We start from the raw sequence: 21,190 nt of genomic DNA on the forward strand, positions 1-21,190 counted from the left end.
CTAAAATAGCTTAGTAACACCCTGTAAAATACCAGGGAGATTTACTTTCACGTTTGTTTCACCTTCTAGATAAGGCAGGCTTGTTACCCATTTGCCATTATCTAAATTGAATTGCTGCTTCTTGTTTTCAATCTCTTCGTCTGTTAGCCATTGAAGTGTATTAGATGGACAAACACTTGCACACATCGGCGGAATGCCATCCTTTGTCCGGTCAATACATAAATCACATTTATACATTAAGTTTTGTTCTGTATCAAATTTCGGTATGCCATAAGGACAAGCAATCGTACAGTTTTGACAGCCAATACATTTCTCCACTAAAGCAGATAAAACAGCCCCTGTTTCATGGATTTGTATCGCTTGCGCCGGACAGCTTCTCGCACATGCAGGATTGACACAATGAAGGCACATTAAAGGCATCGTTTGTCTGTTAACTAGAGGGTTTACATCATAAACATAGTTTCTGTTTCTTTCTTCGTGTCCGCCGCATTGTGTACATGCTGCAAGGCATGAACGGCAGCCGATACAGTTTTCTAGTTCTAAATACAGCCTCTTTTTAGTCATTTATTGCACCTTCTTCATTTCAGCATTTTCTACTTTTTCTAATTGTGCAGCACATGCTTTAAATTCTGGCATTCTTGAAATTGGATCCAATGCTGCAATTGTTAATAGATTAATAGATTGTTCGTGACCAAAGTGATATGGAACAAAGACCGTATCCTTACGAATCGCTTCTGTTATTTTTACTTTGTAAATAGCTTCGCCTCTTCTTGTAAATAGGCGGACTCTTTCTTCATGCTCCATCTTATATTTTGCTGCTGTTTCCGGATGCACTTCCACAAACGGCTCTGGACACATATCGCGAAGGAATGGAATTCTTCTCGTTTGGTTCCCTGATAGGTAATGGTAAACAACACGTCCAGTTGTTAAGCGCAATGGAAACTTTTCATCTGGCTCCTCTGCTGGCGGACGGTAAGGAAGTGCGCAAATTTTTGCTTTTCCGTCTGGATGATAGAATTTCTTGTCTAGGAACATATGCGGAGTCCCTTGATCATTTTCATCCTTACATGGCCAGAACACACCATCTTGCTTATCAATTTTATCCCATGTCGCACCGTAGTAATCTGCATAACCGCCCTTACTTGCCAAGCGGAATTCGTCTGCTACGTCTTTTGCTGTTTTTAAGTGAGAGAAGTATTTTCCTTTGCCTAACCGTTCTGCAAGCTCTGCTTGAATTTGCCAATCCGGCTTGGATTCGCCAAGCGGCTCTTGTGCCTTGTTAATTTTAATAATACGGCCTTCAAGGTTTGTCACTGTTCCTTCATCCTCTGACCATGTAACCGTAGGGAGAACAACATCCGCAAATTCTGCTGATTCAGAAAGATAGAAATCAGCACATACCATGAAGTCTAAGCCTTTTAATGCTTTTCTGACAAAATTTAAGTTGGGAGCAGATACAGCTGGGTTTGAGCATAATAGGTATAAGCCTCTAATTGTTTTTTCTTCCATTAATTCGAACATTTCATAGGCAGAAACCCCTGGCTCTGGCATTTCATCTGGTGTAATACCCCATACTTGGCATACTTCCTTTACATGCTCAGGGTTCGTAATTTTCCGGTAGCCTGGCAGCAAATCGGATTTCTGTCCATGCTCACGGCCGCCTTGACCATTCCCTTGGCCAGTGAATGTCGCAACACCTGATTTCGGACGGCCAATTTTACCTGTAACTAGCGCCATATTTGTATAGCCTGATACATTATCTACCCCTTTATGCTGTTGTTCGATTCCACGTGCAAACATGACAACTGCATTTGGAGCTTTCCCGTAAATTTCTGCTGCTTTGATGATTTTTTCTGGTGCAACACCTGTTAGTTCACTTGTATATTCTGGAGTGAATTCTTTAACCAGCTCTTTTGTTTCTTCAAATCCGTTCGTATGCTGATTAACAAATTCTTCATCTGCATACCCGTTTTGAATTAATAGATTTAAGATTCCATTTGCAAGTGCAAGATCTGTTCCTGGTTTCAAGTCGAGATGTACATCTGCTCTTCTAGCAATTGGTGTTTCTCGCGGATCAGCGACAATAATGTAGCCGCCTCTTTCCTGTACGTTCCAGACCCGGAACATCGATGTTGGATGGCATTCCGCTGTGTTGCTTCCGGCAATGAACAAGCAGTCTGTTTCATGAATATCTGTCCAAGGCAATGTTGAACCTCTATCCACCCCAAATGAACGGAGGAAGCCACCGGCAGCACTTGACATACAGAAGCGCCCATTATAATCGATATAGCGTGTTCCGAGAGCTACACGTGCAAATTTCCCTGTTAAGTAGCACTTTTCGTTCGTCATTGACACACCGCTGAATACGGATAGTGTGTCATTCCCATATTGTTTTTGCATTTCAGTAAATTTCTTAGCAATTAAATCGTATGCTTCTTCCCAGCTTGCTTCACGGAAGCCTTCTTTCGTTCCTTTTAATGAAGCATCATCACGAATAAGCGGTTTTAAGATTCGATCATCATGATTAGTTTGCTGGTAAGCGGTAACCCCTTTCGGACACATCTTTCCAACTGTAACCGGCCAATCATAACGGGGCTCAACCCCGATGATTTTATTTGTTAACGTATTTACCCGTAAATTCATGCCGCATTGCATACCGCAATAGCTGCAATGTGTTTTTACGAGCGTTTCATTCGGATGTCTTACATTCTCTATTTCTTTGAAGAACTTATCCCTTTGCATTTTGGTTTGCCTCCTTCACTTTTACCTCATGGGTAGGGAAGCCGGAAAATTGTGCAATCCGGTATTTTCTGCGACATGGAAGACATAATTCAGCGAGATGGTAGCCTTCCTCTGTTTTAAAATGAATATCGTTCACGCCGAGAACTTCGACGACATCTTTTGATTGTTCTGTTGAGACAAATTCTGTTTCACATACTTTACATTTTTTCATCGATTGCTCCCCATAGTACTCGCGGTAATTTTTCGCAAATACACTCAACGGACGGAACGGGATATGAGCAAGTTTTCCGAACGGAAGATAGATTAAAGTAATAATAACTGTCCATTGGTGGATTAAAGACATGGCTGGCTGACCATGACCATGCATAAACATATTTAAAAAGGTTAGAAGTAATCCTGTCACACTTACTAATATCAACATAACTAATGGCAAGAAATCGTACATGAATTTCTGTTCTGCTCTTGCCTGCATATTTTTGAAACGGCGGTAAAGCACCATGCACACACCTGCAATTACCATGACAGCAGTAATATTCAAGGCATTATAGGAAAGGTTTGCGATAATTCCATCAGCTGGTACTGTCAAGATTTGCATTCCGAAAAGAATAATATTGTACATGCCATTATCATCCATTGTGAAGTACATCCAGCCAAACACGAGCGGGAATGTTACACAGCAAGCGAGGATACATCCCCAGCCGATTAACACGTGCTGCGTCCATCGGTAAATTCCCCTATTCCAGATGAAACGATATGTGGCTAAATGCTCTACAGATGTTTTGGGTGTTGATTTTCTAAAAAGCAGCTTGATTCCCTTTTTAATAATTATTTTTGTCGGCGGTCTTTCTCCCCAAGCAATAAATCGGTAAAAGAACCCGCCAAGAAAGACAATCGTTCCAACCATATAGCCATATAAATTTAAATCGATATGTGTGAACATCCTAGTACCAATGAATGTTAAGATGAAAAGTCCACAGATAGCCAGAAACATAGATTTTGCAAACTTTGAAGCAAATGCATTATTAATTGAATGGACCGGCTTTTCGTTAACAGCAGCTTTTGCCTGCATTTCATATTCCCCCTCAAAACATTTAACTTACTTTCATTGTAGAAGTTTGTAGATTTATAATATATAGGGGAAACTCCTTATCTTTTTGGGGAAATCCCCTGATATTAAAATCATATATAAAACAGTTAACTGAATGAATATTCGAAACCTTTTACCTATTCGATCGTATACTTAATAGAGGGGGCAATTAAATGAAGAAAAATATGTTAAAATTTGCCTTAATACTAATTATAGAAATTGGGTTAACGATGCTGCTTGCCAGATGGTTCTCTGTTCGCTTTATTGAATTAATGTTTTTTACTGGGATTGCATTTTCGGCAATTACGATCTCGTTTTCGAGCAGTGGAGGGGCAATGACAAGACATATTGACAGCCAGACAAGTGCAATGACTGGAATCATATCGAAAAGAGAGGAATTTACTTTACGTTTGAACTATGTTATCTTTGCTTCGATCACTTTTCTATTTATAGGGCTCATTTTCTTTGTACTACTAATAACAAATGTGATCTCGCCAGCTTAGGTTTATTCTTTCATTATGAAGTTAGATAAAAAAAGGAGTGTTAGGTAATGACAAAATCAAAAGCGAAGAAAATTCGTGAAAAGTTAACTCGCGAAGGAAAAAGGAATCCGGAAGAGAATCGAAGTCCATTTGTTTTTGCAGATATGCGGACAAGAAAAACCAAAACAAAAAAAGATTTACTTTATCAGAAAAAACAAAAGAACCATCTACCTTATAATGATATAAGTGATGGTTCTTTTGTTTATATAAATAAGAATATAATGGCAAAATCAGTTGACTTCTAATTGATTTTCTTTAAATGAAAAATAAGATTGGAGATCCCCTTGATAAACTAGTTTTTTAGAAGATGCATGTTTTAAGTCCTGAGGGGTAATCATACAAAGATGTTTGTTTGTTTCTAAAAGCTTGCCTTCTTTTAAAATAGTTGCGACAAAATGAGAACAAAAATAAGCATGCTTGCGTTGAATTCGCTTATTTAAAGCCAGTGCGAATAAACCTAGTAAATTATAGCGATATTTTTGCTTATTCTCTTCTATTTCCTTAATTAGACGAAGCATATTTTCATACTGCTTTTCTGTTACCGAATAAACATACACTGCACATGTGGCATTTCGGAATAATTCCGAATGCATATCTTCCTTTACAAATCCGCCAATAAATGGATTTCTTGGTCTTTTTCTGCCAAAGCTATATACTTCCGTTAAATCACAATCAAAGCCTATGGATGCGTGGTTATGACTTTCCTTCGTATATAACCTTATCATTCTAGTAAATAATGTCCCTGTATCGGTAAGCAGAAGATACACTTTCCTTTCTCCCATAAATCATCCTCCTGCAATCACTTATCGAAAAGGAATCATCTAAAATCATAATCCTATTCGTTCTTTACGCTTTTATTAAATCAAAGTCTAACAATCGCCATAAGAATCTAGAGAACTATTATTCTCTAGGACTTGAGAAGTAGGGATGAATCTTCTATAACAAAATCATAACAAATTCTGTCCCACTATTCATATCCAATATTATACAAAAATTATATAGAATTGGGTATTAAAAAGGTAAAATCATTGTTTCCTTTGAATATACATGAAGAAAGCGAATGAAGGAAGGGGAAAAACATGACTTTCTGGATCCTATTGTTTGTCATTCCAATTTGCGTGATTGCCATTGTTGAAGAGCTGATTTATTTTTTTGTAAACAAAAGGGTCTTTGGCCCTTCAAATTTAGAACTTGCTTCGGTTAAAGGGTTCAAGCTGCTATTTAAAAAATTCAAAAAGATTATTTACCCTAAGTCTATCAACCAGGAATAAGATTATTGATTAAACGTTGAAACCCTAAACTATTGAAAAATATTTTGATTTAACGGAATCCTCTTATGAAAGAAGGAAGAAATCACCTGACTAACCCAATACAAAATGTGCATATTAATAATGTAATCATTTTATTGGAGGGTTTACAATGAATAAACAAGGACATTCTAACTCTGATCAAACTAGGGGACAAATTGAAAAACAAGATAAGCATAATGATATCGAACTTGGTTCAGAGTTCCAAATTAGGAATAATTCTTCACAAAGTCAGAAAAAAAGCGGAAAGCAAGTGAATAAAAAGTAAGGTAAAAATCCCCGTTAATTTAAATGGGGATTTTTACCTTACTATAAATATTGTTCACTATTTTATTGTCCTCATTATGTTTGCAGCTTTAATCAGCTCTTCAATCGCTGACAGTTCTTTCTCTCTAAATAGCTCAACAATCTTACTTCCGACTATGACTCCATCACAATAACGATTCATTTCCTTTACATGCAAAGGGGTTGAAATACCAAACCCAGCAAATACTGGCAAGGAGCTAACACTTTTTACCCTTTGCAAATGCTCCCCGACCTGCTTATCAAACCTATTTCTTGCGCCGGTAATCCCCTTTACCGTTACCGCATAAATAAATCCTTTTCCCTTCGATGAGATCTCCTTAATACGTTCAAGCGGACTCGTTAATGTCACAAGCCTAATGATTTCAACACCGTATTTTTCTGCTAAAGGAGCCACCAGCCCTTCTTCCTCAACTGGTAAATCAGGTAATATCAGTCCATCAACTCCTGCATGATAGCTATCTTCAATAAATTTCTCAATCCCGTAAGCAATGATGGGGTTCATGTATGTCATTATAATTAGGGGGACATGAACAATTGGACGAACCCCTGCCATTGTTTGAATGACCGCCTTTAGTGTCGTGCCTTCTTGCAGTGCCCTTATCCCAGCCGCTTGAATTACGGGTCCGTCAGCAACAGGATCTGAAAAAGGGATGCCGATTTCTATAGCTGTTGCCCCTGCTTTCTCCAAGAAGGTTATTTGTTTTGGCAATGCATCTAATCCTTCATCACCCGCCATTATATATGGAATAAACGCTTTTTCATTATTTTCTTTTATCCTTCGCATCACCTTTTCAATTCGATTCATTATACTCCCCCTCCCATTTTAGCTCTAACAGTATCCATATCTTTATCTCCTCTACCTGATAAGCAAACCACTAGCCCTTCATCGGCATTCAGTTTCTTCGCAAGCTTAAGCGCATAGGCAACAGCGTGAGCACTTTCTAAAGCTGGAATGATTCCTTCTAATTGGCTAAGAAGCTTTAAAGCCTCCAATGCCTCTTTATCCGAAATGGATTCATATTGGACACGGCCAATATCTTTTAAATAACTATGTTCTGGTCCTACCCCTGGATAATCAAGCCCAGCTGAAATCGAGTGGGCTTCCTGAATTTGTCCATTTGCATCTTGCAGCAAATACATGAATGCCCCATGGAGGATGCCTGGACTGCCTTTCGTCAATGATGCCGCATGTTTGTTCGTTTCTAGCCCGAATCCTGCTGCTTCTATTCCATACATTCGCACACTTTCATCATTAATAAATGGATAAAACATTCCCATTGCATTGCTTCCACCCCCAATGCAAGCGACTACTGCATTAGGCAGTCTTCCTTCCTTTTCCACATACTGCTGTCTCGTTTCCATCCCAATTACACTTTGAAAATCACGGACAATCATTGGGAATGGATGAGGTCCCATAACTGATCCAAGAATATAATGGGTGTCCTCTACATTCGCAACCCAGTATCGCAGTGCTTCATTAACAGCATCCTTTAAGGTTGCACTTCCTGTATCAACACTGATCACCTTTGCACCAAGTAGCTCCATTCGGAATACATTTAACTGCTGCCTTTTAATGTCCTCTGCCCCCATAAAAATAATGCAATCAAGATCCAATAACGCGCATGCGGTTGCTGTTGCAACCCCGTGCTGACCAGCACCCGTTTCAGCGACCACTTTTTTCTTTCCCATCCTCGAAGCTAAAAGCGCCTGACCTAAAGAATTATTAATTTTATGTGCGCCTGTATGATTTAAATCTTCACGCTTTAAATAAATTTTCGCACCATTTGCAAATGTCGTTAGTCGTTCCGCAAAATATAAGGGCGTTTCACGTCCAACATATTCTTTCAAAAGCGTATTTAATTCATCGTTAAATTGTTCATCTTCAATTGCTTTCTTATACTCATCCTCCAGTTCTACAATCGCTTGGATTAATGTTTCAGGAACAAATTTGCCTCCATACATTCCATAGTGCCCGCGTTCATCTGGCAATTTGTATGTTTCCATTTCTCTTCCTCCCCTTTACTTCATCTATAAACCTTTTAATTTTCTCTTTATCCTTCTTCCCATCTAATTCAACCCCGCTGCTGACATCAACCATATAAGGTTGAACGATTTGAATGGCTTCTATCACATTACCAGGTGTTAGACCTCCCGCCAAAATGACTTTTTTTCTTTTCACTTTTTGCCCAGCTGCTACTCCCCAATCAAAAGAGGTGCCATTCCCGCCTCGGTATTTGCCTTTAGGACTATCAAGCAATAGATACTCACATTCGTATTCATCGGCTTTTAATATATCCTTTGCTGATCCAATACTTATTGCTTTTATGACTGGAGTTAAAAAGCCGGCACAATCATCCGGTGACTCATCCCCATGAAGCTGGATCGCATTAATTTCAGTTTCCTCTAAAATTCTCTCGATCGTTTCCTTTTGCTCATTCACAAATACACCTATTTTTAAAAAATTTTTAGGAAGTACCTTAATAATTTCTTTCGCACGATCAATGGTGATTCTTCTTTTACTTTCAGCAAACACGAAACCAAGAGCATCCGCACCATATTCAACTGCCGCTATTGCTGTATCAAGATCTGTAATACCGCATATCTTTATCTTCATTTTACAGTCCCTCCTATATGAGGATGTTTCATTCCTTTAAATATCTCTTCTAGGTTATCTGCTTCCATAAACGTCTCACCAACAAGAACACCATTTGCTCCTGCAGCTATCACCCGCTGCACATCCACCGGGGATTTGATCCCGCTCTCACTAATTAGAAAAGCTCCCTCTTTTCTAATGATAGGACCTAGCGTTTCAGTTACAGATAAATCGACGGTAAAGGATTTTAAATCTCGGTTATTTACCCCAATCAACTTTGCACCAGACGATAGTGCCATTTCCATTTCTGCTTCATTATGAACCTCCATTAATACCTCGAGCCCATGTTCCATTGCAAAATGAGAGAGCTCTATCAATCTTGATTCATCTAATGCAGCCGCTATTAATAAAATTAAATCCGCTCCAACCATTTTCGCCTTCATCATTTGTACTTCATCGATAATGAAATCCTTGCATAGGATCGGTACATCCACTGCCCCTCTACCTGCAGCCAAATCTGCAAAGCTGCCTTTAAAGAAAGGAGTATCCGTTAAAATAGAAATGGCATCTGCACCAAAATGAACATAATCAAGTACTTGAGCTTGTAGATTCATATTTACATTTATATCCCCTTTGGATGGGGAAGCCCGTTTGAACTCAGCAATGATTGCAAGATCATCCGTTGTTTGCAGATGTTTAATAAATGACCTTTTTTTACGTTGGACTGGCAGCCGAACCTCATTCATTTCCTCTTTTAATTTCACAATCTGCTTTCTTTTTTCTGCCAATATTGCATCAAGAATAGTAGACATTTATATCACCTGTTTTTGATTCTTTTGACTTTCTGTAATAAGCTGCTGCAATTTATTAAGGGCAGTCCCGGAATCAATGCTTTCTTTTGCTAGCTCAATTCCTTTATGAATTGACTTTGCCTTCCCAGCGGTGAATATACCAATGCCTGCATTAAGAAGAACGGTTTCTCTATACGGTCCTTTTTTGCCTTTTAACACTCTCAGAAGAATATCCGCATTTTCCTTTGCATCTCCTCCTCTGACTGAATCATTTGAATAGATAGATAGACCGAATTCTTCAGGGTGTAATACTTTTTCCGTGATCAATCCATTTTCCAGAATGGCTAAAAAATTCTCGCCCTGAAGAGAAGCTTCATCCATATATCCGGCCCCATTAATGACAATCGCCCGTTTTCTGCCTAGCTTTTTTAATACCTCTGCGAATAGAACAACTATGTCACGCCTGTAAATACCAAGTAGCTGTGTTTCTAATTCAACTGGGTTTGTCAGTGGGCCAATTAAATTAAAAATGGTTGGTATTCGCAGATCTTTTCGAACCTTCATGATCTTTTTTAATTGGGGATGAACATGAGGAGCGTATAAAAAGGCAATCCCCACCTTTTCCAACGTTTCTTCTGTCACCTCTGGAGTTGAGGCTAAATCGATGCCAAGTTGCTCTAAAACATCTGCACTCCCTGTCTTACTTGAAATGCTCCTGTTTCCATGTTTAGCTACAGGTATTCCTGCACCAGCAATGACAAATGCGGATGTTGTACTAATATTAAAGCTCTTTACTCCATCGCCACCTGTCCCGCAATTATCCATAATATCCGGAATTCTCTTGTCAAACTTCAGCGATCTTTCTCTTAATGCTGCTGCAATCCCAGCAATTTCTTCTGCCGTTTCTCCCTTCATTTTCAATCCGATTAAAAAGGCAGCTATTTCACTATCGGTTATCTCCTTTGAAAAGAGACTTTCTGAGGCACGATTGATTTCGTCTGAGGATAATGACTTCCCTTCAGATAGCTGCTGTAGAATGTGCTTCATTCTTCTTCTCCCTCCCAATATGATTTAAGAAGTTTTCGATTATTTTTTTCCCTAGCACTGTTCCAATTGATTCCGGATGAAATTGCAATCCAAATAAGGGATATTGTTCGTGTTGGATCGCCATAATCTCATTGTCTTCCAATGATCTAGCAAGCACCTTAAAGCTTCCAGGCAAAGAGCCTGAAACAATTACTAATGAATGGTAACGCATGACATCAATTGGCTGTGGCATGTATTGAAATAAACTTGAGCCATTATGTTTGAGCTTTGATATTTTTCCATGCTTGATCACCTTAGCACGATCAATAGTGGCTCCAAAGGCAAATCCTATCGCTTGATGCCCAAGGCAAATGCCTAGAATAGGCACAGTTTGAAAAAATATTTGTATGATTTCTAGACAGATCCCTGCATGTTCCGGTCTTCCAGGTCCTGGCGAAAGGACAATTGCATCAGGAGTTAAACCAACAATGTCATCTATTGTAATTTTGTCATTTCTAACAACAAGTACATCCTCACCTAATTCCCCTAAATACTGATATAGGTTATACGTAAACGAATCGTAATTATCAATCAGCAGTATCATCTTGATCCTCCAAAAATGCTCTTAATTTATGAAGTGTTTCCTCGTACTCCTTTTCTGGGATGGAATCATGGACAATTCCCGCACCCGCCTGAATGTAGGCTTTGCCCTCCTTAATAACCATTGTGCGGATGGCTAGAGCAAAATCCAAACTACCATTCCAGGAAACATAACCGACCGCACCTGCATATAGACCTCGTTTCACTTCTTCCAGCTCATTGATAATTTCCATAGCTCTTATTTTGGGTGCGCCAGAGACAGTCCCCGCTGGCAAACATGAAATCAATGCATCCATTGTCGAGAAAGAGTTAGTTAATTTCCCGCTTACTTCAGAAACGAGATGTATGACATGCTTGAATCTTTCAACCTTCATGTTTTTCTCTATCTGGATCGAGCCAAATTCACAAACACGCCCAAGATCATTTCTCCCTAGATCCAAAAGCATGCGATGTTCAGCAAGCTCCTTCTCATCCGTAAGCAAATCAAACTCTAATTTTAGATCCTCCTTTTCCGTTTTTCCCCTTGGTCTCGTCCCCGCGATTGGATTTGCAGTCATCTTGCCGTTTTTCACTTTAATTAAGCTCTCAGGTGACGCCCCGGCTATCTGATAGGAACCAAAATCCAGATAATACATATATGGAGATGGATTTTGCACCCTCAGCTTCCGATAGAAGGAGAAAGGATCGCCTTTTATTGTTGCTTGAAGTCGCTGAGAAAGAACCACTTGAAAAATATCACCGCTTTCAATGTACTCCTTTGCTATTTTTACCTTTTGAATAAATTCCTCTTTTTTCATAAAAGGTGAAAAGGCTGATATACATACGCGATTCCTATCTTCACAAACCGTTCCATACATAATTTCTTTTCTTCTCTTCTCAAGCCGAAGTTTGAGCTTTGATTTATCGGTATCATTTGATAGCGAAGTGGCAGCAAAAAATACCTTTTGTTCATAATGATCAAATATGATTACATCTTCAAAAAGCAGAAGATGCACATCTGGAATACCTAATTCATCAATCGGGGTAAGTCCAATCTGTTCATATTGCGCAATCGCATCATACCCAACATAGCCTACCGCTCCGCCGAAAAAAGGGAATCTTTCCTGCTGTACGATTTTTTTCTCCGGCATCATCGATTTCAAGACTTCTAATGGTTTATCTTGTATCCATTCCGCCTCTTTAGCTGAGATAACCATTGTTTGATTACCAAACCCCTTTAACTCCATAACTGGGTCAGCACCGATGAAAGAGTATCTCCCAGAATTCTCATGCTTTAAAGAGCTTTCCAACAGAAACTTTTTCTTACCGCTTAACCTTTGATAAATCAAAATAGGTGTGAACAAATCTCCTTCTATTTCCGTTAATAAAAATGGCTCTGCCGCTTCCAAAATATTTCCCTCCTGCCCTATTTAAAAATAAAAAAGTCCCCTATACACACAAAAAATTTGTGCGTATAGAGGACGATTTAAGCTGATTCGTGGTGCCACCTCAAGTTCGGAGCATAAAAGATGCTCCCTCAATCAGGTACGGATTGAAAATGGCATTTAAAAAAACATTTCCATCGATACCCTATCCCATTAACGGTGGAATTCCGTGCTCCCCTACTGCCATTCAAGAAGCCTCTCGTAAGTCCATTCCGATTGCTCTCCTCGTGCCGGCTCACACCTCTCCCGGCTCTCTGAAACGATTCGAATCAATGTACTACTCTTACTCATCGATTTCATTATTAAGTTTTGTAAACGCAAAAAGGGCTTCCCGTCACTAAAGGACGAGAAACCCGTGGTACCACCTTCATTAGCTAAAAATTCAGCTCACTTAACAAGCATCTAAAAAAAATATTTAAATGCCTGTCTCCTGTAACGATGAGACTTTTCGCCAAAGCCTACTTGCTTTCACCAGCTTTCAGTTTGGGGCTCTGAAGTCCATTCACACATACATCCACACTGATTCACACCAGCCATCAGCTCTCTTAAGTATCCGTATTTGCTACTCTTCTTCGTCATTGCCTTCCGATATATTGTTTTTTATAATATTTGAAAATGAATGAAGTGTCAAGAGGACTTTCGTAATTATTTTAATTTTCTAACATCCTCAAAAATTTCTCTCTCCATACTTCCGCGAGCTCCTTTATTTCCAGAAATTCTTCAATCGCCTCACGGTTTTTTCGATCATGGAACATTAACTGATTGCCTTTAAGCACTGAAAATTTCTCCTGTTTACGATCGATTAAAGTGAGCTTAGAATTTTTTGTTATAGTCCCTTCTTGCAGAACACGAAAGAAATAACCCGTATAGCCCGTTTCGACGATTCTCCTTAGCAGTGAATCCACACGATTATGCTTTGAAATCGTGGAACACGGAATCCGTCCTTGAGAAACCTGAATGATCGCATCGCCCAATGTAAAAGTATCCCCAATATAAACATTCTCTTCCAGCATATTTTCTACACTTATATTTTCTCCAAAAGCTGGATTGCACAATGTCTGGTTAAACTCCTGTTCCCATTGCCAATAATGTTCATATGGATAGAGACAAACTGCTCTTTCGGGTCCCCCATGAAATTCACGATTTGCAACATAATCTCCTATAAAACCATTTTTCGTCAACAGAACTTCTTCTATTCCTTTTTTTGCTATTGCCGAATTTTCCGTCTTCCCCTTCCAAACATGTAAATTCGGTCTGCCAATATTTAGTGAAAGTATTTTCTGCTCCATTTAATCACCTCTGTTTTTTTACATTTTATCCTTTTATTACCTTTAAAGCTAAACAGTTTTTACCATTCGTGATTTTACCAAAAAATGTATCTTTTACTTTTATGAAAGTAATCCATATTAATAGTAGGTTGATTATGTTCAAGGAAGGAATAGCAAATGGAGCATGTTGAAAAGTTGCAGAGCAACGGTAAGGATTCGAATAATAGGAAAAACGGTGGCGATGTTCCCATTAAAAAATGGGCAATCCTTGCTCTTGCATCAATCCCGCTTGTAATGACGCTAGGCAACTCAATGCTTATCCCTGTTTTGCCAGCAATGGAGAAGCAATTAAACATTTCATCATTTCAAGCAAGCATGATTTTAACCGTGTATTCAATCGTAGCCATCATCCTAATACCGGTTGCTGGAATCATTTCAGACCATATTGGGAGGAAAAAAGTGATTATCCCTAGTCTGTTGATAGCTGGTATTGGCGGACTTATTTCTGGCTGGGCTGCTTGGAAAATGAATGATGCTTATTGGCTTATCTTAATTGGGCGGGCGATACAGGGAATTGGGGCTGCAGGGGCAGCACCTATTGTCATGCCTTTAGTAGGAGATATATTTAAAAATGAAGATGAGATGAGTACATCTCTTGGAATTATTGAAACAGCTAATACATTTGGAAAAGTATTAAGTCCAATACTCGGTTCATTATTAGCAGGATTTATTTGGTTTTTACCTTTTTTTTCATTTCCCGTTTTTTGTTTAATATCGATTTTACTTATGATCTTTCTTGTGAAAACTGCAAATATGGAGTTCGAGCCAGTCCCTTTAAAACAATTTTTTGCCAACATTAAAGAAACCTTTAAGAATAACGGAAGATGGTTATATGCTATTTTTATTATTGGCGCTATCTTGATGTTTGTTCTTTTTGGTGTATTGTTTTATTTATCAGATATTCTAGAGAAAACGTATGATATAAAAAATGTGAAAAAAGGCTTTTTCCTAGCCATCCCGCTTGGAGCCCTATGTACAGCTTCTTTTATAACCGGGAAAGTAATCAAGGAAAATAAAGTATTAATGAAATGGCTTATTTTTGGCGGGTCCGTTCTTACCGCCATTTCAATTGCCATCCTCAGTTTTTCAGATAGTTTATGGTTTATGATCATCTTATTCCTATTTGGCGGTGTCGGGATTGGTGTTGGTCTTCCATGCCTGGATACTTTGATTACAGAAGGAATTGAAAGACAGGAACGAGGAACGATTACATCTATTTATAGCTCAATGAGATTTGTCGGAGTAGCTGCTGGTCCTCCTGCAATCGCAGTCCTGATGAAGCATGCTGAAAAATCATTGTTTTATATACTAAGCATCCTCGCCCTTGTAGCGGCGATAGCCACCTTTAAAGCTATTAAGCCAGATGAAAAATAACCGCAATAGGTATATTGCGGTCTTTTCGTCCTTTTTCATTCCTTTAATCTTGGCTTTGTCGGGTCACATTTAGGTGCTTCTATTTGTGTTGTTTCGGCTAGCTTCGTTAAATAATAGCATTCTTCTCTATACATGTGATCAGCCATTAAAGGAGCAAATGTTCCTAATGCTTCTTTACTAAGCTCAAGCTCCTCAATTTCATGAAGAAAATTCATATATAATTTCATTTCTGCTGCAATGTCATTATTAAATCTATCTAACGCCGGGAAAGAGGTCACCCCCGTACGCAAAAATCCAGCCATTTCCACTGCTTTTAAATAAAAGGCTTCAAAATCCTTTGTGTACCCATCACTTACACTTTTAATTTTCTTTTCAATCCGATCCATATTATCTGAAATTGCCCCTGAATGACCAGCCGCATCCAATAACCAAATTAAATGATGATGTAATTCATGAAATACTGGCGGCACTTCCCCTTTTTTCAAATACTTTAATAGTAATACATATTCATCCAGTTCATTTACCATATGATTAATAAAGGTTGGACCAAGGTGAATGGTCACTTTTCCAACAAGATGCCGTTCAATAATAGTCAATTTGTACTCTCTTAGTTTTAAAGATTCCTCCTCAGCCCTTACACTCAGCTCAATTAAATGATCTACTTCAATCCTGCCTAATAGCTGATCAAACGTTTGGATAAAATAGTTTGCCGCATCAATTAGCTCAGTTTCCTGTGGTGCTAAAGAATCATGCAAAAAACGAGCATGATCACCAAGCACCTGCAGCCAAAACCGGTGCTCAAATTTAGCGGTCTTTTCAAAGCTTACAGCCAACTTCCACTCCCCCTTTTTACATTCACTCATAACAGCTTATCGTTTGTATATGTCTTTTATGACATGAATCCAGATGTAAAAACGCTGCCTCTTGACAAAAAAAATACCGGCATCACAAATGGATGCCGGGGACTCTTATTTAAAAATTATAGGCAGATAGCTTTTCATTAAGAACATCCGTTTCATAGCCATGTGATTGTAAGTACTTTAAAAGAGATGGCAAATACTCTGCCGTTGATTTGCGATCGTGGAGGAGAATAACAATCGGGCTGCTCTTATATCGGTAATTCTCCATTTGTTGAATAACCTGACCGACGAATTCACCGTTATGATATTTCCAATCGTTGCTGTCAATTGTCCAATCCCATAATTGGAAACCTGCCGCTTGAACCGCCTCTTTATATGAAGGCTTCATATATGGAGCAGACCCATAAGGTGTACGGATTAAATGCGTTAATGCCCCTGTTAAGTTCAATAATGTTGCTTGCCCTTGTTTCATTTCATCAACAACTGTTTGCTCCGAACGATAAATTTTCGATACGTCATGGGTTACCCCATGTAATGCTGGGACATGTCCTTCATTAATGATTTGATTGAGTTCATCAGGATACTTTTTCATATTTGGTTCGAGCATAAAGAATGTTGCCTTCATCCCGTGTGAATTTAGTGATTCTAAAATACTAGTCGTATAGGCTGATGGTCCATCGTCAAAAGTTAGATAAACCTTTTGAAGGTTTACATCCTGATGATCTTGCACCTGTGTTACACCTCGGTTGTCGGCTTTCTCTGAACCTACCTGATTATTATTCTCATCTTTTTCAGCCTCAGTATCTTCTTCTTTTTTCACCTCTTTGTCCGGAACCTTATCATCAGGAGTTGCTTGATCTTGCTTACTTACTGCCTCTTTTTTCTTTAGATGTACTGAGCGGAAATAATGATAAATGGAGCCGTTCATTTCATCAACTTGATTAAAATTCCTCTGAGACATAAAAGAATACATCATATTAATTGGTTGCTTGAAATTAGATACAGCTAATGCTTCATTATTGCTTCCTGGTTGTAAAATCATTGCTACTAAAGCGATACATACTAAAGCCGAAATGATTACTTTTTCCTTTGTCTTAATTAATTTTCTACTTCTTCCTGCCCTTGTTCTTCTCACGAGAATTCACCTTTCCATTTCTTGTTAATCTTAGAAGCAATCATAAACAATAAAGAACTCTTTACTGTCAACCAGGTTGTATAACAAAAGTACGAGTAAATTATCACTCCTTTTCATTTTCTGGATGTTTTGTATAATCATTGCTTTTGTGTAGTTATAAAATAGACGTTAGAGATGTAAAAAAAGTTGTCATATTTCTGTTTTATTTTACAAAACTATTAAATTTTCGCTATAAATCTACTCTCTTAACTCTACATAATATTTACAGTGTTTTCAATTCCTTATGGAAAAATGGAGTGATTATTTTCACATATTTTTTGTATTCATCAAATGGAATAGAATATTAAGTAGCGAGGATGCTAGAGGAATAATTGCATAAGAGACGATAATTGTGTAAAAATTAAGAAATATCCATAAAATTATTGCTAATTCATTGCTAATATGCTAGAATCACATTTAACGATATATAGTATATATATTTCACTTCATATACTATATGTCGTTTGATTTCACTAATTCAACTCGATCCATAGTCTCTTTTTCTTTTCCGCTTCTTTATGGAAGCGGACTTTTTTAATTTACCTGGAAGTTACCTCCAATAAATTGTTTTATTCGTATCTAGGAAAAAAATCATTCTGCCCCCAAAATTATTGACAATATGCGTCTTAAAAAAGAATTGTTACCACCATGACTAATTGGGTTTTCCAATTCGACAATTTTTGAGAATACCTCCAGCTTTCAAAATAATTTCCCCAAAAATTATAGCTTCTTTTCTTCTTATTTCTCAGATAAGATAATGCAAAATAAGCTTGAGGATTTATCCCCAAGCATTCTACTAGGCTAAAGCAATTGTAAATTTTACATTAATCTATCATCGGTTCATTTAAAAATACTAATTTCTTTTGCCTTCACACCTAATCTATCTGCCATTTTTCTAAATATCGAACGGTTATCTGGCTTCAAAGCGATACCTGAATTTTTCGCAATCGTTTCTACAACTTCTACAATAGACATAGCATCCGTTTGGATATGTTCTTTGAATAAGCCATTCGATAAACTGCTCAACCGTTTATCCATCTGCTGAAAAGCCCAAGAATTTTTTCCCTCTAGTCTCTTCCTTAGACGTTTTTGTATTGTAGATTTTGAAGCTGTTAATGTAAAATGTTTCACTAGTACATTATTTTCTCTGAGCCTTCCGATAATCTCTAAGAAATATAATTCATTTGTAAGTGTCATTGGTACGATAATGACTCCTTTAAATTCATCAGATAGTTGTTTTAATAATGTATAGTTTGCTTCACGCCATAATGGATAGTCCTGAAAATCATCTTTTGCTAAATCCTTCGGTACATTCCTCATAAATACATATCCAAATCTCTCTGGATCATACACAAAAGAATTTTCAACTCTCCTATGCAGTTCATAAGCAGCTGTCGTTTTTCCCGAACCAAAAGTGCCATTTATCCAAATAATCATAAAACCATCCTTTAGTTTCACTATTAACCGACTGAAAATAGGTATATTCAATTTGAATTTATTATATGAATTCACAAAAAATCCTTACCTTTAACCTCTATACTCGATCTTCTAAAGCAATTCCTACTCAGCGTCCATCCATAAAGTACCGCCAATATCAAGCACACGCAACTGTTCCTTGTTCAATTTGAGGTGTTCCCACTCTTTATACAAACGATCAAGTGCTTCTGGGCCTGTATCATCAGCTAAACGATATGCACCATAATGCATCGGGATAAAGGTGGAGGCGTTTAATTCTCTGAATGCTTTAGCCGCATCTTCTGGGTTGATATGTGAGGTTTTCATGAACCACTCAGGTTCGTACGCTCCGATTGGCATTAACACATAATTAATAGAATGAAATCGTTTTGCTATTTCCTTAAAACCGCGAAAATAACCGGTATCACCAACAAAATAGATCGTTTTGCCAGAGGATGCTTCTTCTATTATCCATCCTCCCCAATGAGAAGAGTTTGTATCAAATAAGCTACGCCGTGTCCAATGCTGGGCCGGAACAAAAGTTATTTTAAGATTTTGATTAGCAAATGAATCCCACCAATTTGCCTCAACTGTTTTGTGATAACCTCTTTTGACAAAAAGTCCTCTTAATCCATGTGGAACATAATAGGTTGGATTCCCTTTTAAACGGCGAATCGAACCAAAATCCAAATGATCATAATGACCATGTGAAATAACAACCATATCAATTTCCGGCAATTCCTCTATTGCAATTCCTGGATTTGTTAGCCGCTTATCTGTGCCCTGCCATTTCGCCCAGACGGGATCCGTTAATATGTTTAGCCCATCTAACTGGATAAGAAAAGTAGAATGACCTATCCAAGTTATACTTGCCTTGTCACGATTAAGTTGAAGCGCCTCTATTTCTTTGTTTTCAGCCTGTGGAATCTGGATCGTTAAATTCTTAACTTTCGCTCGACGTTCCTTTCGCCACTGGGACAATGCCTTAAATGAATGATTATTCTCTACACGATCCAAATTTTCATATCGTTTTCTCACAATCATTTCCTCACCAACAAAAATTTTTCATATTCCTTATCATAGCAAAAAATTGGTAGATATCCTATTCCTTGCTTTAATAAAGAAATACACATAAGAGAGCTCCTGCTTTCTTCAACTTCATCGAGAATTCTTATTGGTATTTATTTCACTTTTTTGTACAAAATAGTAACAAACATTTTTACAGGAGTGAATAATTATGATAAAGCTGCAGTCTGAAATAGAAGGAAAAAGAGCTTATTTTGGCATTGTAAAAGATTTATTTGACTTAAACGGATGCAGTTTCTGCAGTAATTTTGACTACCACCAGGGGAAATTTGACGCGGTTCTATGGCGTGAGGGCGGTGAAACTATTTATTTAAGAGTTCCGATTAATGTTCTGGAGGGAGCATTAGATCATTCGAGTGCCTATATTGAATTTGGTACACCTTATGTAATTAAACATGTAGTAAATATTGGTTTGGATTATGATGAACACTCCTTATTGACAGGTACAACAGGGCTAACTCAATTTCAGGAGCCTCTTGATAAAGATGGGTACATAAGAGATAAGAGTAGATGGGAATTGGCAGGAGAAGAGAAAATTAACCGGATTTTAAATTCGATTGATACACTCTTAAGCTCATAACAAGTTTGCAGACAAGTGTTTAGCTCCCAAAGGATATTTACAATACAAATAATTCCAATATCTTAATTAAGACAATCAATAAGATTAAAAGTCGAGTTCGTAAGCACTCGACTTTTTAAAATATATTGTATTATTCTTTTTTATCGTCGTCCGTTATTAATGAACGATCGCTTAGATCTGATAAATCTGTTTCTTCTGCAAACTCCGTCCCGTAATTGACTTTTCCGTATCCCTGACGATTTGTTGTTGTGACAGTATCTTTCTCTTCCCACTCTTTAAACAGAAGAGACAGACAGACGATTCCACTTAGTCCAACAAGACTATAGATAATTCTTGAAAAAGCAGCGTCTTGTCCACCAAATATAGCAGCAACCAAATCAAAATTAAAAAATCCAATTAGACCCCAATTGAGCGCACCAATAATGGTAAGCGCTAAAGCAATACGTTGTAAAGTCCTCATTTACATGACATCTCCTTTTCATAGCACGATAATGAAAGATTATTTTTGATAAATTGGATCTAAGCATCGTCTAAGATACATTACTATCCTTTGTATTAATAACAAGTTTCATACAAATAAGTTTTGTCATTATTAACTACTAAATAAACAGCTTTATTGAACTGAAAATGTCGAGTACCAATGGTACTCGACATTTCTTAACGACGATGTTCAACTAGGTCAATAACACCTAATACTACGTGTGCTAAGCCAAAACCAAAAACTGTATTGGCAATCATTTTATTTGAACGACGCTGTTGCTTCATTGCGTATCCCGCTGCTGTGACAGCTGATCCTAATGCAGTAGGTATTAACCCTTCACGTATTTTCATTGTTATTTCCCTCCACATCGCAGGTAGTGGTGTGTATCACCACTCTTATTTTCACCTTCGAAAGGGGAATTATACTGTCTTAAA

24 protein-coding genes and 2 other annotated features are annotated in these 21,190 nt (G+C 37.9%); of the genes, 6 read left to right on the top strand and 18 right to left on the bottom strand.

Annotated elements, in window-relative coordinates:
• Genes AN957_RS16390 through AN957_RS16400 form a run of 3 tightly spaced genes read right to left on the bottom strand, consistent with a single transcriptional unit; the run spans position 1 to position 3,811 of the window.
• Complete coding sequence (locus AN957_RS16390) at positions 1 to 564, bottom strand: 4Fe-4S dicluster domain-containing protein (RefSeq protein WP_053476521.1); 564 nt, start codon at positions 562 to 564, stop codon at positions 1 to 3.
• Positions 565 to 2,742, bottom strand: a complete 2,178-nt coding sequence (locus AN957_RS16395) for a molybdopterin oxidoreductase family protein (RefSeq protein WP_053476522.1) — start codon at positions 2,740 to 2,742, stop codon at positions 565 to 567.
• A complete protein-coding gene (locus AN957_RS16400; RefSeq protein WP_053476523.1) occupies positions 2,729 to 3,811 on the bottom strand; it encodes a respiratory nitrate reductase subunit gamma in 1,083 nt (360 codons plus the stop codon). The genes AN957_RS16395 and AN957_RS16400 overlap by 14 nt, the downstream gene beginning before the upstream one ends.
• Positions 3,812 to 4,002: 191 nt before the next feature.
• Between AN957_RS16400 and AN957_RS16405 the strand changes: the two genes are divergently transcribed.
• A complete protein-coding gene (locus tag AN957_RS16405; RefSeq protein WP_053476524.1) occupies positions 4,003 to 4,332 on the top strand; it encodes a hypothetical protein in 330 nt (109 codons plus the stop codon).
• Positions 4,333 to 4,379: 47 nt separating this feature from the next.
• Positions 4,380 to 4,616, top strand: a complete 237-nt coding sequence (locus tag AN957_RS16410; RefSeq protein WP_053476525.1) for a hypothetical protein — start codon at positions 4,380 to 4,382, stop codon at positions 4,614 to 4,616.
• Here AN957_RS16410 and AN957_RS16415 read toward each other — a convergent pair.
• On the bottom strand, positions 4,602 to 5,153 hold the full coding sequence (locus AN957_RS16415; RefSeq protein ID WP_053476526.1) for a hypothetical protein: 552 nt from the start codon (positions 5,151 to 5,153) through the stop codon (positions 4,602 to 4,604). The genes AN957_RS16410 and AN957_RS16415 overlap by 15 nt on opposite strands.
• Positions 5,154 to 5,450: 297 nt before the next feature.
• On the opposite strand from AN957_RS16415, the gene AN957_RS16420 reads away from it, so the two are divergent.
• Both AN957_RS16420 and AN957_RS28120 read left to right on the top strand, forming a co-directional pair.
• Complete coding sequence (locus AN957_RS16420; RefSeq protein WP_056685203.1) at positions 5,451 to 5,642, top strand: hypothetical protein; 192 nt, start codon at positions 5,451 to 5,453, stop codon at positions 5,640 to 5,642.
• A 148-nt stretch (positions 5,643 to 5,790) separates the two neighbouring features.
• A complete protein-coding gene (locus AN957_RS28120; protein WP_172797648.1) occupies positions 5,791 to 5,946 on the top strand; it encodes a hypothetical protein in 156 nt (51 codons plus the stop codon).
• Between the two features lie 57 nt (positions 5,947 to 6,003).
• Here AN957_RS28120 and trpA read toward each other — a convergent pair whose 3' ends face one another.
• The 8 genes from trpA to AN957_RS16460 form a co-directional block, all read right to left on the bottom strand.
• Entirely contained in the window at positions 6,004 to 6,789 is a 786-nt protein-coding gene (gene trpA / locus AN957_RS16425; protein ID WP_053476528.1) for a tryptophan synthase subunit alpha, read from the bottom strand.
• Positions 6,789 to 7,988 (bottom strand): tryptophan synthase subunit beta, encoded by a 1,200-nt coding sequence (gene trpB, locus AN957_RS16430; protein WP_053476529.1) that lies wholly within the window; start codon positions 7,986 to 7,988, stop codon positions 6,789 to 6,791. The genes trpA and trpB overlap by 1 nt, the downstream gene beginning before the upstream one ends.
• Positions 7,963 to 8,598 carry a phosphoribosylanthranilate isomerase gene (locus AN957_RS16435; RefSeq protein WP_053476530.1) on the bottom strand — a complete coding sequence of 212 codons (636 nt, stop codon included), beginning with the start codon at positions 8,596 to 8,598 and terminating at the stop codon, positions 7,963 to 7,965. Before AN957_RS16435 ends, trpB begins: the two co-directional genes overlap by 26 nt.
• Entirely contained in the window at positions 8,595 to 9,389 is a 795-nt protein-coding gene (gene trpC, locus AN957_RS16440; protein WP_053476531.1) for an indole-3-glycerol phosphate synthase TrpC, read from the bottom strand. Before trpC ends, AN957_RS16435 begins: the two co-directional genes overlap by 4 nt.
• On the bottom strand, positions 9,390 to 10,415 hold the full coding sequence (trpD, locus tag AN957_RS16445; RefSeq protein WP_053476532.1) for an anthranilate phosphoribosyltransferase: 1,026 nt from the start codon (positions 10,413 to 10,415) through the stop codon (positions 9,390 to 9,392).
• The gene (locus AN957_RS16450) at positions 10,387 to 10,998 is read right to left on the bottom strand and encodes an anthranilate synthase component II (protein WP_053476533.1); all 612 of its coding nucleotides are present in this window, start codon (positions 10,996 to 10,998) and stop codon (positions 10,387 to 10,389) included. The genes trpD and AN957_RS16450 overlap by 29 nt, the downstream gene beginning before the upstream one ends.
• On the bottom strand, positions 10,982 to 12,382 hold the full coding sequence (gene trpE, locus AN957_RS16455; RefSeq protein WP_082446617.1) for an anthranilate synthase component I: 1,401 nt from the start codon (positions 12,380 to 12,382) through the stop codon (positions 10,982 to 10,984). Before trpE ends, AN957_RS16450 begins: the two co-directional genes overlap by 17 nt.
• A gap of 65 nt (positions 12,383 to 12,447) precedes the next feature.
• Positions 12,448 to 12,718 (bottom strand) — a binding site (T-box leader).
• A gap of 37 nt (positions 12,719 to 12,755) precedes the next feature.
• Positions 12,756 to 13,006: a binding site (T-box leader), on the bottom strand.
• A gap of 62 nt (positions 13,007 to 13,068) precedes the next feature.
• Complete coding sequence (locus AN957_RS16460; RefSeq protein WP_056685206.1) at positions 13,069 to 13,707, bottom strand: MOSC domain-containing protein; 639 nt, start codon at positions 13,705 to 13,707, stop codon at positions 13,069 to 13,071.
• 156 nt (positions 13,708 to 13,863) lie between these two features.
• Here AN957_RS16460 and bcbE point away from each other — a divergent pair, with 156 nt between their 5' ends.
• Positions 13,864 to 15,120 (top strand): bacillibactin exporter BcbE, encoded by a 1,257-nt coding sequence (bcbE, locus tag AN957_RS16465; RefSeq protein WP_056685209.1) that lies wholly within the window; start codon positions 13,864 to 13,866, stop codon positions 15,118 to 15,120.
• 35 nt (positions 15,121 to 15,155) lie between these two features.
• On the opposite strand, the gene AN957_RS16470 is transcribed toward bcbE, so the two are convergent.
• From AN957_RS16470 to AN957_RS16485, 4 genes are all read right to left on the bottom strand, one after another.
• Positions 15,156 to 15,983, bottom strand: a complete 828-nt coding sequence (locus tag AN957_RS16470; RefSeq protein ID WP_056685212.1) for a DUF2935 domain-containing protein — start codon at positions 15,981 to 15,983, stop codon at positions 15,156 to 15,158.
• 109 nt (positions 15,984 to 16,092) lie between these two features.
• Entirely contained in the window at positions 16,093 to 17,115 is a 1,023-nt protein-coding gene (locus AN957_RS27415; RefSeq protein WP_082446619.1) for a polysaccharide deacetylase family protein, read from the bottom strand.
• A gap of 879 nt (positions 17,116 to 17,994) precedes the next feature.
• Positions 17,995 to 18,591, bottom strand: a complete 597-nt coding sequence (locus AN957_RS16480) for an AAA family ATPase (RefSeq protein WP_056685215.1) — start codon at positions 18,589 to 18,591, stop codon at positions 17,995 to 17,997.
• A gap of 123 nt (positions 18,592 to 18,714) precedes the next feature.
• On the bottom strand, positions 18,715 to 19,647 hold the full coding sequence (locus tag AN957_RS16485; RefSeq protein ID WP_053477563.1) for an MBL fold metallo-hydrolase: 933 nt from the start codon (positions 19,645 to 19,647) through the stop codon (positions 18,715 to 18,717).
• Between the two features lie 199 nt (positions 19,648 to 19,846).
• Here AN957_RS16485 and AN957_RS16490 point away from each other — a divergent pair, with 199 nt between their 5' ends.
• Entirely contained in the window at positions 19,847 to 20,275 is a 429-nt protein-coding gene (locus AN957_RS16490) for a YugN family protein (protein WP_053476539.1), read from the top strand.
• Positions 20,276 to 20,405: 130 nt separating this feature from the next.
• On the opposite strand, the gene AN957_RS16495 is transcribed toward AN957_RS16490, so the two are convergent.
• Positions 20,406 to 20,735, bottom strand: a complete 330-nt coding sequence (locus AN957_RS16495) for a DUF378 domain-containing protein (protein WP_053476540.1) — start codon at positions 20,733 to 20,735, stop codon at positions 20,406 to 20,408.
• Positions 20,736 to 20,932: 197 nt separating this feature from the next.
• A complete protein-coding gene (locus AN957_RS16500; RefSeq protein WP_053476541.1) occupies positions 20,933 to 21,106 on the bottom strand; it encodes a hypothetical protein in 174 nt (57 codons plus the stop codon).
• Between the last annotated feature and the right edge of the window lie 84 nt (positions 21,107 to 21,190).

Source organism: Cytobacillus solani, from assembly GCF_001420595.1.
Lineage (GTDB): Bacteria > Bacillota > Bacilli > Bacillales > Cytobacillaceae > Cytobacillus > Cytobacillus solani.